Origin of the sequence: Rufibacter sp. XAAS-G3-1, from assembly GCF_013623775.1 — a bacterium.
GTDB lineage: Bacteria > Bacteroidota > Bacteroidia > Cytophagales > Hymenobacteraceae > Nibribacter.
In genome coordinates, this window is the sequence record NZ_JABFAM010000015.1 from 80644 (window position 1) to 96188 (window position 15545).

13 protein-coding genes are annotated in these 15545 nt (G+C 41.3%); 4 read left to right on the plus strand and 9 right to left on the minus strand.

What is annotated here, in order from left to right:
* Positions 1-111: 111 nt before the first annotated feature.
* From HHO50_RS16530 to HHO50_RS16550, 5 genes are all read right to left on the minus strand, one after another.
* The gene (locus HHO50_RS16530; RefSeq protein ID WP_181307529.1) at positions 112-729 is read right to left on the minus strand and encodes a recombinase family protein; all 618 of its coding nucleotides are present in this window, start codon (positions 727-729) and stop codon (positions 112-114) included.
* A gap of 292 nt (positions 730-1021) precedes the next feature.
* Entirely contained in the window at positions 1022-2494 is a 1473-nt protein-coding gene (locus HHO50_RS16535; RefSeq protein WP_181307531.1) for a DNA adenine methylase, read from the minus strand.
* Positions 2495-2641: 147 nt separating this feature from the next.
* The gene (locus HHO50_RS16540; protein WP_181307533.1) at positions 2642-3022 is read right to left on the minus strand and encodes a hypothetical protein; all 381 of its coding nucleotides are present in this window, start codon (positions 3020-3022) and stop codon (positions 2642-2644) included.
* A gap of 273 nt (positions 3023-3295) precedes the next feature.
* Positions 3296-3715, minus strand: a complete 420-nt coding sequence (locus HHO50_RS16545) for a hypothetical protein (protein WP_181307535.1) — start codon at positions 3713-3715, stop codon at positions 3296-3298.
* Between the two features lie 7 nt (positions 3716-3722).
* Positions 3723-3902 (minus strand): hypothetical protein, encoded by a 180-nt coding sequence (locus HHO50_RS16550; protein WP_181307537.1) that lies wholly within the window; start codon positions 3900-3902, stop codon positions 3723-3725.
* Between the two features lie 120 nt (positions 3903-4022).
* On the opposite strand from HHO50_RS16550, the gene HHO50_RS16555 reads away from it, so the two are divergent.
* Positions 4023-4421 carry a hypothetical protein gene (locus HHO50_RS16555; RefSeq protein ID WP_181307539.1) on the plus strand — a complete coding sequence of 133 codons (399 nt, stop codon included), beginning with the start codon at positions 4023-4025 and terminating at the stop codon, positions 4419-4421.
* 126 nt (positions 4422-4547) lie between these two features.
* On the opposite strand, the gene HHO50_RS16560 is transcribed toward HHO50_RS16555, so the two are convergent.
* The 4 genes from HHO50_RS16560 to HHO50_RS16575 all read right to left on the minus strand — a co-directional run bounded on the left by HHO50_RS16560 (position 4548) and on the right by HHO50_RS16575 (position 11995).
* On the minus strand, positions 4548-5747 hold the full coding sequence (locus tag HHO50_RS16560; protein WP_181307541.1) for a YCF48-related protein: 1200 nt from the start codon (positions 5745-5747) through the stop codon (positions 4548-4550).
* Positions 5748-5914: 167 nt separating this feature from the next.
* Positions 5915-8890 carry a type I restriction endonuclease subunit R gene (locus tag HHO50_RS16565; RefSeq protein WP_181307543.1) on the minus strand — a complete coding sequence of 992 codons (2976 nt, stop codon included), beginning with the start codon at positions 8888-8890 and terminating at the stop codon, positions 5915-5917.
* 5 nt (positions 8891-8895) lie between these two features.
* Positions 8896-10266 carry a restriction endonuclease subunit S gene (locus HHO50_RS16570; protein ID WP_181307545.1) on the minus strand — a complete coding sequence of 457 codons (1371 nt, stop codon included), beginning with the start codon at positions 10264-10266 and terminating at the stop codon, positions 8896-8898.
* Between the two features lie 10 nt (positions 10267-10276).
* Positions 10277-11995, minus strand: a complete 1719-nt coding sequence (locus tag HHO50_RS16575; RefSeq protein WP_181307547.1) for a class I SAM-dependent DNA methyltransferase — start codon at positions 11993-11995, stop codon at positions 10277-10279.
* Between the two features lie 811 nt (positions 11996-12806).
* On the opposite strand from HHO50_RS16575, the gene HHO50_RS21375 reads away from it, so the two are divergent.
* From HHO50_RS21375 to HHO50_RS16585, 3 genes are all read left to right on the plus strand, one after another.
* Positions 12807-12941 (plus strand): hypothetical protein, encoded by a 135-nt coding sequence (locus tag HHO50_RS21375; RefSeq protein WP_255478785.1) that lies wholly within the window; start codon positions 12807-12809, stop codon positions 12939-12941.
* Positions 12938-13948: a hypothetical protein gene (locus HHO50_RS16580; RefSeq protein WP_181307549.1), complete on the plus strand. Its 1011-nt coding sequence runs from the start codon at positions 12938-12940 to the stop codon at positions 13946-13948. Before HHO50_RS21375 ends, HHO50_RS16580 begins: the two co-directional genes overlap by 4 nt.
* Positions 13949-14045: 97 nt before the next feature.
* Positions 14046-15533 carry a VapE domain-containing protein gene (locus HHO50_RS16585; protein ID WP_181307551.1) on the plus strand — a complete coding sequence of 496 codons (1488 nt, stop codon included), beginning with the start codon at positions 14046-14048 and terminating at the stop codon, positions 15531-15533.
* The last annotated feature ends 12 nt before the right edge of the window (positions 15534-15545 follow it).

Consider the following 15545-nt stretch of genomic DNA (forward strand, 5'->3'; position numbering starts at 1 on the left):
ATTTTCTTTTTAAATGTAGAAAGCAGGAAAGTGTAAAAAGCTCATATTTATCATTTCGCACATTTAATATCAAAAATGCCATTCATAAAACCGTTAAGCTATACATACCAATCATTCGCTGAATTGCTCCTTTACCTTGCTAATCGTAGACATACCGCACCGACACAACCTTTTGATTTCACTATAACTCATCCCCTGCGCCAGATACTTCTGTATATCCTTATGCTTACCTAAAAACCTTTCTTTACTTTCTGTTGTGCCTGAAAGTCGTCCAGTGTGCAGCCCACGTCTCTTCCTTTCTTGAATACCACTTTTTATCCTGGCTGAAAGCTGCTCAGATTCCAAGCGTGCCAAATCTGATACGATTGTCACAATTAGTTTAGAGAAAATATCATCTTTAACATCACCTGCGTTTAAGGTTATGTTAAGGTTGTGTATGTATAACCTAATCCGCTGCTCTTCCAGATGCTTCAATAAGGTCAAAGTCTCATGAGTATTTCGCCCGAGACGAGAAATCTCATGTACCATGATACTTTGAATATCATTTTCTGTCACATACTTCAACATCGCTTGTAGTTGCATCCTCTCTTCCATTTTTTTAGAAAAACCAGATATTTTTTCAGAGAATACTTTAATTACCTTGAATCCATCAACCTTTTTAAGGTCGTTCACCTGTCTTAATGTTGATTGTTCTTGAGTACTAACTCTTGTGTAAATTACTGAAGTCATAGAATCTAATTTTAATTATCACTCCCAAAATAGGAAGTGTTAAATATGGAGCGATTTGAAATTAAGAGTTTTACTCTAATTGGTACAGAAGCACGATATAGGAGTAATGATTATTTGGGAGTGCTAAATATTAAAGTGAACTCTTTTTATATATAATTTAGATGGCGATGTAGCTTGTAAAATGCCCATTTTGCAGACACCTTTATAATGCACCACCTATTCCTAACTATATCCTTAAACCACCTAATAATTTTGGGGTACCAAACGAGAGTTAATAGAGGAACACCAAACATTAGGCAGCCATCTTGTGCCAGTAAGTGAGATACCTTGCCAGTTTTGTCTTAAAGGGAACCGCAACTCTACGTTCACGCCATTCTGCGTAGCAATCTTCAACCAACGCACTTGAGATGCCAAACATCCCCCGAATGGCCTTGTTGGAAAGTATCCCTTGATGGCGAAGGTCAGCGATAAGGTTCCTTGCTCTCTCTGGAACCAGATTACATCCTGTTTTGCCGTTTGCTTTAGCGTTTGATTTTTTTCTATTATCATGAAGGTAGTCTTTCGTCTCCTTTATCCGTACCAAGGTGGCTTCCAACTGGCTCTTCTCAAGAAGCCATTTTGATAGTGTGTTGTAAGACTTGATGCCGAAGAATTCAAGTACCTCTTTCTTCTTGAAAAGCCCAGACTCGAGTATAAGAGCTACCCTATGCTTAAATTCTATAGAGTAGCTGGCACGGTTTCTCCTGCCTTCACCCTTCGGCATGACCGCCTTTGCGCTGTCCACGAGATGCTGCTTGTATGCTGTCCTCTCTCCTAACTCACCCCCATAATTCATAATCAGAAGCTCGGTCCCGAGTTCATCTTTCTTTGCGGCAGATGAACTGGCTGCTGGCCTTCGGTACTCCTTCATCACCCATGTAAAACGGTCACGAGGGTAGAGCTTCTCAAGTTTGGGGTGGTAGTAATAGCAGAGCATGAATTTGCCTTTTATGCCCTTGAGGGTCTGGGATAAAGAAACATGCATCTTGTCGTCAGAGAGACGCTTCACCACCTTCTTGCCGACTTTCTGGCTTGGGCCTTTCTTACCACCGTTTCGGTAATAATGCTCCATATCCATATAGCCTGGGTCTACCACGAAGAAAGATTCTTCGCTGTCCTGCTGCTTAATCAGGTTCATGGCATCTCCCGTGAAGTACTGAACTGATTTGAATTTCCTTTGCTCAATATGGTGCCTCAGGTGCTTCATCACAATCAGGAACTTCGCCTTGGAAAACGTAGGGTGTTTGTACAGGTATGATTTAAGGGGGATACCCTTAACCGAATGTGAAAGGCAGAAGGCATACATGACGGCATCCTCCCAATTCACCCGAGTCAGCGCTCCTGACTGGTTAACCTGAACGGAAAGGAACTTCGCCTTGAAGGTATCAAACACACTCCTGTAATGGGCATCTAAAACAGCCTCATTGTTTATTGAATCCTTCAGACCAGGATGGTACAGGTTACCACCAGCCCTAAGCTGCTTCCTAAAAGACTTGAGAAACGATTTTGGGTACTTAAAGCCCATCATCATGTTCGCCTGATAGTAGTTAATATCGTTGTACACTATATCACTACAGTTAAGGTCTGTATTCAGAAAGTTCTTCATAGTGCCGCCAAATGGCTCAATATATGTTTTAAACGAAGATGGAAACAACGATTCCATGAACTTCGCCTGATTCTGCTTCCCGCCAAAGTATGGCAGCCCTAACTGTGGATTCTTCTTCATAATGATTTTAAAAGGTTAAACATAAACTATACTACCATTCTGGCCCTTGGCCGCAGCACCCTGTCAATTGCAGAGACGCTTCATATTTTATTAAAATGTCATAAAAAAATAGCTTTTCACTTTATGTAAGGGCAAATTTTTTTAGCCCTACTTCAGAGCTTCATTTTTATCGTCCTCTTCCATGAACTGAATGAGGTTTTGGATTTTCTCTTTCCTTACCTCAGCATTAATGCTCATTGACTTGCGAACCTCTTTCTGGATAGTATCTGCCATGTTTAGCAGGATGTTCTGTATCTGAATGAACTCTTCGTCCGTCAGGTACCCGCTGCCCTGAATCTTGTTTCTTAACCGACCTGTCAGTTTACGTTTATTGCCTTCCTGGTCTTTCTCGTCTGCAAATACCCTATCCCATTCTTTGGCGAACAGGATACTCGCCATATAGACGTGGCTGATTTGCAGTTTCTTTATCAAGTCAGCTACTTCTTTAGATAAGGTTACCAGATTCTGCTTTTCCTTCTTGCTTTTCATGCGCTGTTTGTTTTTGGTATTGCAAAGGTAGGAATAATATTTCGATTTAAAAAACGAATTGCTATTTTTTTTATTACATTTAGTCGTTTGCTCCTTTTCTGGATATATAAAATAGCCAATTTTAAATTAATATCCAAGAGTGACCCAGATATTCTTTGTTAGTTATCTATAGTAGGATATACCTGGATTTGTGATAAGAGAGACATACAAGCCCATAGAAAAAGGCTACCATAATTGGTAGCCTTAACTTTATCTAACAATGTAACCTACTGTTCAACTCAGGAAGCACCCGAATTGCTTCACATGCTGGTGATTTTGGTGTGGGCATAGACATCCATCTTTGTATTCCAGCTTTTCCAAGTTAACCCTCAGACCTAAGGTCGTGTAAACCCCGAGTTCATTGTCAAAATATAGGACAAGAACCTTAATAGTATCAGGTATCACAAACCTGTCAGATTTCAGGAATTGATGCAGGGCATACTCATAATCTTCATTGTCAGTCACAATATGGAAGACGCTTTCGCTGCTTTCTAATTGCTCGGTTGCCTCAACCTTGTAAAGACCGTCTATTCCATTAATTTCCATTGGGGCAGGCAGGGCAAGCAAGTATCCATTCTGCTCAATAATCCCTGGAATGTTGGGTAGCCCAGAGTAATCATCAATGAAATTCTCGAAGGTTTTGGTTTCAAGCATCAACCTTTTACGCCTCTCCATCACTTTCTCCTTCCTGCGTAGTTTTTAATTTATCGCTGAGCATCTTGAGTGACCAAGAAACTACCTGCCCTTTGGTTACCTTCTTCTTTATTCTTCTGGATATGAGTAATTTGAGAGCATCCAAATTTTCATCCGCTTGACTGCTAATCTTAATTGTGCGCTGCATAATATAGATATATTTTCTTTTAGAGTATATATCTGAATCTGAAACCGCTTTTATACACTACTACACTTTTCTACCAAAACGGGATTTGCATCTATATATATAGTGTAAAACACAATAAGCATGGTGACACTAATCAACGAGATACTCTTCTTTGATGAAGAAGAGATATTGTATAAGACAATCAATGAAACAAAGACGCTTTACGGAATCCACTCTTCTAAGCGAAGAGCCATCATTAAACCTACGTTCCTGCACATATTTCCATTTGGAAGAAGTGCTACCAAAACGGTTGCAATCAACGAAAGCGATGAATATATCTGGTTGGATTTCAATGGCTTAACCCATCCACTTGATGAAGAGACAAAAGAAGATTACAGAAGCACTATCATCAAGAACAGTCGTTGCAACTGTTGGAGCTTATATAACATCAAAGCTTGTGGCTTATGTGATGCCAGAAAACAGATTAGGAACAAAAACGGAATAAGGCTGCTTAATAAATACATGGGATGGCCTTCTTAGCCAACCCATGTATTTATTAAAAATAATTCAAATATATAAATGGTGATTACAAAACAATAATTAGCACAAAGCTAAAGGTGAGTTTTGACTAAATCGCATTTTAATTTGGGCAAAGCTGGCTTTTAATTATTGGATTACTATTCTTTTTACACCTACTGTGGTATACTCTGAATTAATGATAGAAACTGTGAATATACCATTTCTTCCAATATCACCTGTACTCAAAGTAATATTGTGCTTATTAATAGGAAGTTCATAAACAACTTCGCCTAATACGTTAGACACTTTTAAAAAATATCCTTTGATATTCAGTTGGTCACCTAACTTTATATTAAGTAAGCCATTTGAAGGATTAGGAAAAACATCAAAACTTTTACTAAATATATTATCCTCAAAAGTTCCTGTAAGTGTACTATACTTCAAAATGGTGCCACCATATCCAACTGAATAACCTATATATTTAGTTGGGAAAAATATATCTTTAATTTGACCATTAGTAGCCATTTCATTCCAATTAGAACCACCGTTAGATGTTTTGTAAATCATGGTGTTACCACAATAGCCAGTATTGGCATCAGTAAAGTAAACAGCATTATGGTTACTTGTAGTAGAAGGGGTAGTAGTTTGGACAGTCCATGTTCCTCCACCATTAAGTGTTTTCAAAATCAAACTGCTCACTCCGTCACCGCCTACTGCATACCCTATATTTGAATCAGTAAAGAATACATCCCATAATGGTTTGCTGGTAGCCTGATTCAACACTATCCAAGTCTTCCCTGCATCGGTAGTTTTAGCAACTTTTCCCCAATATGTAACAATATAACCAGTTTGTAGATTTGGGAAATATATAGAAGTAGGGTTGATAAAGTTAGTTAAAGCAAACGTAGTCCAACTGCTCCCTCCATCAGAAGTTCTATATACAGTTCCATCAATATTAACAACGTAACCATTTTCAGCATCATGAAAAAACAATTGGCCATCACCAGCGCCAAAATTTTTTATGTTGTTCCAAGTGGCACCAGCGTTTGTGGTCTTAAACAACTCGCTTTTCTTTGTAAGTACATATCCAGTATTAGCATTCCCAAATGACAATGAAATTATTTCATTGAATGTATTAATTACCAATGGCAACCAAGTGTTCCCACCATCAGTTGTTTTAAGGATAGTTGCTGTTGTGGCACCCGCACCCGCTGCATACCCTATTTGTTCATCTGTAAAGTACACACAATTTAGCGTCTCTGTTGTGCCAGAATTTAATTTAGACCATTGCGCAAATAAGTTGCAAGTAGAAAAAATACATAAGGTAAGTAGTAAAATTTTTTTCATGAATCCGATTGAGCTATTATTAAATAAAAAAAGATTTATAAAAGGTTTAGTATTGTAGAAATGATAAGCCTGCAAATATAATGCTTTATTTACTGGAATACAGTGGCATTACATTACTCATGCCATTGTTAAATAGAGTTTCAATAGAGTATTATGCAACGACTTCCCTACTCATTCATCTTCTTATAAACCTTCTTCAGCATCCAGTTCTTCACCAACTGTGAGAACTCGTCATTGTCCATAATCTTGGTGAAGATGTCCTGGTTAAGTTCCATGCGCTGTATTACTTTGGTCAGGAACCTGTCCTCGAAGCCGTACTTGAAATTCTCCATGGAGTTGCTCTTCGCTTGAAGAGATAGGTCTTTGTCCAACATCAATTCCGCTTCTATTTGGTCAAAGAACAGCTTGTCTGCCTCAGTGAACTCCGTGCCGAAGCGGTCATTCAGCACCTTTATGATTTCTGAAAGTTGCGCCTGCTCTTCCATGCCTCCACGCATACCCGCTTGGGTAGTACCGTCCAAACCGTACTCACCTTGGTCTTCCAGCACGATGTTGCCTTCGCTGATTTTCTGGATACGGTAGTATTCAAGTGCTACCTCGTCATCGAGATGGATACTGCCACCGCCCGTGTTCTTAGGCAACTTGTTATACAATAACCTACCGTACGCAAAGAGCTTCTCCATCTCAAGGTCATGGAAGGGCATTATCTGCGACAGGAAGGAATACAGCCTGATGTAAGTGATAAGCGTGTGCTTGAAATCGTCCTTTTCTTCATTGGTGGGCAAACACTTGAACCGCTGCACCGCAGGGTCAATGGCGGCATCCAGCTTCTTCTGCACTTTGGCGTTCACCCTGTCGGTGGACTTGAAGTAGACCTCGCAGAAAGCGTCCACCTCTGATTTCCAGATAATCTGCGCTGACTCAATCTTGTATTTCAGGTCTGACAATAGATTTGGGTCAGTGGGCGTGTCCACCGTGGTCAGTTCGTAGTAAGGCTGAAACGAATTCAGGATGTCCTCCTGCTCGTTGGCGAAGTCCAGAACGAAAGTGTCTTCCTTGCCCTTGGCGGTTCTGTTTAACCTGGAAAGGGTCTGCACCGCCTTCACGCCTGACAGCTTCTTGTCCACGTACATGGTGTGCAACAACGGTTGGTCAAAGCCTGTCTGGTACTTGTCTGCCACCAACAGCAACTGATAGCTGTCAGAATCAAACTTCTCAGGAAGCTCCTTCTCCTTAAAACCGTTCAACTGCTCTTCGGTCAGCTCACTGCCACCGTCCAATACTTTGCCCGAGAAGGCCACCAGTGCCTTTATGTCGGTGTAGCCTTTCTCCTTGATGTAGCGTTTGAACTCCATGTAGTAGCGCACGGCATGCAGGCGTGAGCCTGTTACCACCATGGCCTTGGCCTTACCGCCAATCTTCTTGGAGACTACCTGACGGAAATGCTCAATCATAATCTCAGTCTTCTGCGCCAAGTTGTGCGGGTGCAGCGACACGTACTTGCCAATGGCCTTGTTCGCCTTTTTTTTGTTCAGCGCAGGGTCGTCTTCAATAGCCTTGGTAAGCTGGAAAAAGGTCTTATAGGTGGTGTAGCTTTTCAGTACATCGTGTATAAAACCTTCCTGAATCGCTTGTCGCATGGAGTATAGATGAAACGGGCGTGGCTTACCATCGGCACCCATCTGACCGAAGACGTTCAGCGTTTTCTCTTTAGGCGTTGCGGTGAAGGCGAAGAAGCTCAGGTTCGGCTGCTTGCCACGGGCGAGCATGGACTTCCTGATTTCATCTTCTGCATCATTTTCATCATCGGTCTGGGCTTCGTTTTTCTCTGCCTCTTCCAATGACTTGGCCGCAAGTATCTCTTTTATCTTCTTAGATGATTCACCGTGCGCTGAACTATGCGCCTCGTCCTGAATAACGGCATAGCTCCTGGCTGGAAGCTCCTTTACCTTGTCCAGAATGAACGGGAACTTCTGAAGGGTGGTGATGATGATGTTGGAACCTGCGTTCAAGGCATTAGCAAGCTGCGTGGAATCTTTGTCTATCTTCTGCACCACACCCTGTTTGTGGTCAAACTGGAAGATGGTGTTCTGCAACTGCTGGTCAAGTACCTTACGGTCAGTTATCACAATAACAGAGTCAAATACCCTTTTGTCACTGTTGTCATGCAGGCTGGAAAGTCTGTAGGCGAGCCATGCGATGCTATTACTTTTACCTGAGCCTGCTGAGTGCTGTATCAGATAGTTCTTGCCAGCACCGTTTGTACGGGCGTCTTTAGCCACCATGCGAACTACATCTAATTGGTGGTAGCGGGGGAAGATGATGGTCTCTTTCTTAAATTTCTTACCGTTGGTTTCGTACTCGCTCACCTGTAAATGGACGAACTTGCTGAGGATGTCCATCCAACTATCTTTTTGCCAGACCTGCTCCCATAGGTAAGAGGTTTTATAGCCATGTTCGTTGTTAGGGTTGCCAGCACCGTGCTTATAGCCAAGGTTGAACGGCAGAAATTTTGTTTCCTTATGGTCAAGTTTCGTGGTCATGAACACCTCGTCCTTGTCCACGGCAAAATGCACCAATGCCCGCTTCTTGCCCTGGAACAGCAGTTCCTTAGGGTCACGGTCATACATGTACTGTTTCTTGGCGTCTTCGACCGTCTGGTTGGTGAACTGGTTCTTCAACTCTGCGGTAGCCACTGGAAGACCGTTAACGCTCAGCACCAGGTCAAGCGAGTTCTCGTTGGTTTTGCTGTACTTTACCTGCCGTATGACGGTGAGTTGGTTCAAATCATACTGCGCCTCCGCCTCTGGGTTCAGGCCGCTCTCTGGTTTGAAGTAGGCCAACCTGAACTTTACCCCGTAATCTGTAACTCCATTTCGCAGTACATCCAGCGTACCTCTTAGCTCCAACTCCTTGCTGAGTCTGTTGAGCAGCTTCTTCTCCATCTCCGCTCCGTGTATCTGGCTCAGGTTAGCCCAAGCTTTCGGTTGCGTGGATTGTAGGAAAGAAAATACCACTGTCTCGTCAAGAGCCAGGTCTTTGTTGAAGCTGTGCCTGTCGCCTTTGATATAGCCACCCTGCTCTATCAGGTAGTCTTCAATTGCTTCTTCGTAGGTTTGCTCGGTATGGATGCCTGTCGCCATGGGTTTTATGCTAATTCCAGTGCTTGTGAGTTGATTGGTTCTGGTTGGTAGTCACGAACGTCTATCTTGCCTGTGACAGCCTCAGAAATCAATGCTGTGCGGTATTCTTGCATTAACTCAATTTCTTTTTCTATAAGCTTAATGTTATGTCGTATTTTTCCTAATGCACCATTTAAATAATTGATAATTATATGTTGTTCAGCAATGGGCGGTAGTACAATAAAAAGTTCGTTAATCTTCTCAAGATGTAAATTTGTAACGGAAGTTTTTTTGCTTCCCTCAGCAATTTGTTGATTCGTTATATCACTCTGAAAAAAAAACGAGAAATAGTAAGGGCTGATTAAATCTACTTTAAATTTTATAAGGCATAGGCTTACAAAAACACTAAAATCCCAATCCCAATCTACAACTTTTGTAATTCCAATAGTGCCATTCTTTGAAAGAAGCAAATCCCCTTTTTGGGGTTGGCATCTCTTAACTAATGCTTGATGCTCTTTTAATGGTATCCTTTTAACGTTTTTAAGGTCAATATCTTTTGATTGAACATCCGTAACTCTTAAAAAAGGAACACCTTCTTCAACATAAGTCGGAGTAAAATGCGCCCCATCAATGATTTGATTAGTTATATATTTTAACTTTTTTACCTGCCAATGCTCAGGAACCATGCCTAACCACTCAATACCACTATTTTTCATTGGTGCATCAATATTCAGGCCTTTGGTAACTACATCGTTTATGACCGCTGTTTTTTCCTCTTCCAACAAAGCAATCATATCTCGTTTCCTCAACATGAGGTTGTCAATTTTAGAGGTTTTATCGTCTAAAAATTTAATAATCGATTCTTGCTCACTTACAGATGGCAATGGTATTACTGCGTTACTGAAATAATAAATACTCAGTCCATACCTGGTTACCCCATTAGCATACACTTTAAACTGGTTATTAAAGCGTGGTGTCTGGAACAAGCGGAATAAGTAACCGCCTAATAATTTTTCTTTGTTTGGTTTTATCTGGGTTAAATGGTACCCACATGTAACTCCATCCAATTTATCTTTCACAAAGGCTGGAATAGCAATATCATCAGCGGTCTCAGAATCTTTGGTTACCAATACATCACCTTCGTCTACCTTAAACTTCTTTATTTCATCTGGCGTAGCGGTTGCTTCCATAAAGTTCAAGGAAGCAAGTATAAAGTCATTTTTGTAGACATCCATATAATTGCAAAGTAGAGTCGGAAGCTCCCCTTCGTATGATTTCTTATCTACATTACTTGGCTGCACGGTTGCCAAATGTTTTAATTTCTTTTGTATCCAATGGGTAGGCAGTTCACCAATCCATTCATTACCAGAATCCCCGTAGTTGTCGTATGTTTTCATCGCCCTCTACTTAAGAAATAACAGAAGCCACCTCACTGAACACTTCCTCTTCCAACTTCATGATATCAGCACGTATATCTGCCAACGAGCGCAAAGGCTTGTACTCGTAGAAGTACTTAGTGAAGTTGATTTCATAGCCCACCTTAGTCTTGGTATGGTCAATCCAAGCGTCTGGCACATGTGGTAGCACCTCACGCTCAAAGTATTCTTCAATATCCTCGGTCAGTGGCACGTTCTCATTGTCACGCAATGAGGCATCCGCTTTTGGATTACCTTTTTTATCAGTCACCACATTGCCATTTTCATCACGAAGAGGTCTTTCTATGGTGATGCGACTGTACCCGAAGTCTTCGTTGTTGAACACCTTTGAATATTCTCCTGGCATGAAGTCACCGTACATCTTGGTGATATATTCAATCTGCTTAGGGCTTATTTCATTACGCTTGTTACCAAGACTTTTGGACATTTTCTGTGAGAATGAGACTGCGTTCACAAACTGCACCTTGCCCTTGCGCTCTTTCAGTTTGCGGTTAGTGAGCATCCAAATGTAGGTAGAGATACCCGTGTTGTAGAACAACTGGTCGGGCAGGGCTATGATAGCTTCCAGCATGTCATTTTCTATAATCCATTTCCTGATTTCAGATTCGCCAGAGCCTGCGCCACCAGAGAACAGCGGTGAGCCGTTGAACACGATGGCGATGCGGGAGCCTTCCCCGTTTTGCTTCATCTTGCTAACCAAGTGTTGCAGAAAGAGCAAGGAACCGTCAGAGATGCGTGGCAAGCCAGCTCCGAAACGACCACCAAAACCTTTCTTCTGGTGTTCGTCCTTTATCTGCTTCTCGGCCTTCTTCCACTCCACACCGAATGGCGGGTTCGTCAGACAGTAGTCAAACTTGTGGTTTTCAAGCCCATCATTGGACAATGAATTACCAAGCTTAATGTTGGTAGGGTTCTGACCTTTTATCAACATATCAGCCCTGCAAATGGCATAAGACTCGGGGTTAAGCTCCTGACCAAATACTTCCAGACGTGCCTTCGGGTTAAGTTCTTTCAGATACTCTTCCGCTACCGAAAGCATACCGCCCGTACCAGCGCACACATCATAAAGCGTCTTAACTATACCCTCCTGAGTAAGTATCTGCCTATCATTAAGGAACAGCAGGTTCACCATCAAACGGATTACTTCACGAGGCGTAAAATGCTCCCCTGCTGTCTCATTTGATATTTCAGCGAACTTACGGATAAGCTCTTCGAAGATGTAACCCATCTCCATGCTGCTGATTTTCTGCGGGTGCAGGTCAATCTCTTGGAACCGCTTAATCACCAAAAACAGCAGGTCTGCCTCTTCCAGACGATTTATCTGGTCTTCGAATTTGAAATACTCTATGATTTCCCGTGCGCTGTCAGAGAAGCCGTTGATGTAGTTGCGCAGGTTAGCCGCTAAGTTATTGGGGTCAGCCACCAGCTTGTCAAAGTCATACTTACTACGGTTATGGAAGCTCAGGCCAACCTCGGCATTCAGGATTGGGTCAATGTTCTGGATTGAAGATGTCTTGAGCATCTCGTATTTAGACAGCACGTTAGGCTTGGTCTTCTCTAATACGCAGTCTAATCGTCTTATAATGGTAAGCGGAAGTATCACCTTGCCGTAGTCTGCCTGCTTGTAGTCGCCACGTAGCAAATCTGCCACCGACCAGATGAAGTTGGCGTATTCTCTGAAATTTATCATTGTATGGATATTTCTTCTAATGGGTGCTTTATTCCACAAGATAAAATATAAGGTTTAGATAAATAAGCAGAATTTGAGATATCCTATGAATTGTGAAAGGATGGTAATTACTATTTAATGTAAGGCGTTAATTTTCAGCAACTACCTATTCATAATTTAGAAGTTGGCCATGGCCTTATATTATAAAAGGATTCTAAGAATGATATTCAGGATGTCAATGTTACCTGTAGTCAGTTGCTTTTCAAGTGTTGCAGGTTGTAGCAATTGAAAGTAAACCATCCTGCTACACAAAAAACAGCTTATTTAGTCTGCTAAGCTGCTTTTGTAGTATGTAGTAGGTGTAGTAACTATATTTTAAAGAATTAGAAAAACATATATGCTTACAAGGGTAGGCCATATACTTCTATATTATCTGAAACCATACCTACTAAACCTGCAACCTACTACATCACAGCAAAAACCTACTTAACGGCCTCCAAACCATCTTTTTGATGTAGCAGGTTTAAATATCAACATCCAAACCACCTACTACATATTCTGCGTCCTGCATTGATAATAAAGAAATTCAATCCACTCATTCTTGTCATAAAATCTATTTAACACCTCATAATCAAATACTTACATAAAATTTTTAATCTTTTTATCACCCAGCACTCATTTTCATCATCAGTTTTCAAACTATTTTATCTTTTGATGTAGAATATGCACAAGAGAGTAGTTTCTCTTTAATATATAAATAAAAACATATAAAAAGATGGAAAAATTTAATAAAACAAATAATCATTCTGACAAAAGGTATTTCACATTGAAGATGAATAGGTCAACCTACCATGATTTCGAGCGCCTACGCACGGAGCTTAGCGAACAGCAGAACAGGATAGTGACGAAAGTGGACATGCTGGACTTACTGATTGCATCAGCGAAAACCAAAGGCATGGGTATATGAGACTGTTTATAGAAGATGAAATAAGGCATGCGACTGAAGTAGAAGCTGAGCAGGTTCTGAACCTGAATATCTTCAAACAGCAAATATCACTATGGAAACCTACATCAAATGGAAATGGGTTCTACTTCGCTAAGGATGTACCGTTCCATTACCTGGTCAAGCACATAGCAAACCCAGTGCTTCTGAACCCTCAGCTAAAGGACACGGTGGATAAGGTTATCGCAGGCCAAGCGCAGAAGAGCGAGCTTTTCGCTTTCTGCGTAGCCACCTTCCACCCAGACGGTGACGGCAAAATCAGGAGGCTGAAACATAGCTACCGCACATTTACAAAACTGGTGCAATTGGACTTGGATTTGAAGAACGAACCTAACTGCACCACCGCCTACGTGGAAGAAGTCTTGAGAGACATCTATGAATTAACGGATTTGGGAAAGCATATCCTTTTGAGTGGAAAGTCCATCAGCGGGAAAGGGCTTTACCTCTACCTGCTCTGTGACACGGATGAACATAATGTGCTTGAGGTAGTGATTGCCAAGGTTTACGAACTATTGCAAAGGGTATTCAATTTCAAGAACCCAGTGAAAACCCTGGACGCCTCGGTCACCGACATCACTAATCGCTTGAGGTATTATGCACCAGACGCAGACCTTGTCATCAACCCAGAAGTTACAGCATTGGATACTTCAGGTATCAGGGTCAGGAAGAAAGTGTATTCTAATCAAAACGTATCGCAAGTCTCAGACAATTTCAGGGAGCTTGAAATCATCAGGGAGTCTCAGAACAAGTATCTGTCTGGCTATAGCAGAACGGTGTACATGACAGGTTTCCACAATGCGTTCCTTAGCTTCGCTAACTCCTGCATAGCAAAAGGCATCAGCAGGCAAGCGCTTGAGGCATATGCCCAGAAGGAGTTTAAGAACCTCTATAACAAAGAGAAAAGAACATGCTATCTAACTGAAATTATGCGAGTTATAGGTTGCGCTGAAAAAAACATTCTAAAAAAATGAAGCTGCCATAAAACAAAATTCATTTTCCGAATAGAATAGACGAAAGGTAAGTTTCCCTTTCTGAGAAAATATAAAATATAAAAACAATAAATCTAAAATGAACAACAATGACAAAAACAGAAATGAGCTGAGAAGCAACTTTAGGCACTTTGCCTCAAAAGACACGGTAAATGAGATTGCCCATGTTACTTCTGAAATTGAAAACCGAGCCAAGGAGGAATTCACCTTGGATTTTCAGGACACTGAAGAAGTATGGGGTAGCAACCAGAACCAGTTACCACAATCAGAGATTGATGCCGTAAAGACCTACATCCGCAGCAGTTATGACACCATACGCACCAATAAACTAACGAACAAGATTGAGCTGGTGCTGGGTGACCAGATGAAAGAGCTAAACGACAGGACAGTTCACGGCTGGCTTAACCACCTATGGAGCTATTCAACTTATATGTCAGTCGATGGCAGGAATGGCAAGGAAACCATAAAGAAGGTAACTATTGACAAGAACAAACTTTTCGTTCTTATTGAAAACGATGCATTCGCTCCCATTTACGACCCTATAACCGAATATTTCAAAAAGGTTGCACCTTTGGCCGAGGGCATAACTGAGACAAATGAGATAGATAAATTCATCCGCTGCTTTACCTGCGACAACGATACTGAAGTAGTGGAAAAGTATTTTAAGTATTGGCTCGAAGGGGTTTTCATCAACTACTACTCACTAACTAAGGTACGTGAGGGAATATTAATTCTTCAATCTGCTCAGGGAACAGGAAAGACAACAGCCATTGAGCAATACCTATTGAACCCGTTCAGGAGCTACGTTGTGAAAAGCTTTGACTGGAACATGTCTAACAAAGACGAGATGATAAAGCTTGCCACCTCCCTCTTTATATTTGATGATGAACTCTCCGCAACCAAGAAATCCGAGGTAGCTGAACTAAAGAAAATTACAAGCCTCAAGCAAATCAATAACGTTCGACCAGCTTACGGACGCACATCAGAAAACTACACCAGAAAGGCTTCGTTCATCGGTGCCACGAATAACATGAACATCATCAATGATGATTCAGGGTCCAGAAGATTTTTGATTTTAGGGGTGACAGCCATAGACTTGGAAGCTATAAAGGAAATCAACTATGACTTGTTATGGAGCGAAGCATACAACTACTTTCACAAACAGAGCAACACAGTATATGTGGATTTTGATACTATCAACGAGAACAATCAGATATTCAGGTATGTGACCGCTGACGAAGAGTATTTGCAGCGTCACTTTGATTTTACTAAGCAGGGTAATGTGTATATGAATACTACAATGGTATTGGATTACTTAAAGGAAAGGGAGCCTAACCTTCACACGAACACAAATATGTTAGGAAAAGCATTAATTGCCTTAGGTGCGGTTATTAAAAGTGACCGCTGGAATGGCCCAAAAACAAAACCATCAAGGCGTTATCACCTTCACAAAAAAGAACACAGGGATTTATTCGTACAACCTACAGGTGATATTATGCGAAATAGCAATGATGCTGAGCTAAGCTGGGAAGAAATGTTTCCTATTGAAAAAGATGCTTCAGCTTAAAACTAAATTAGA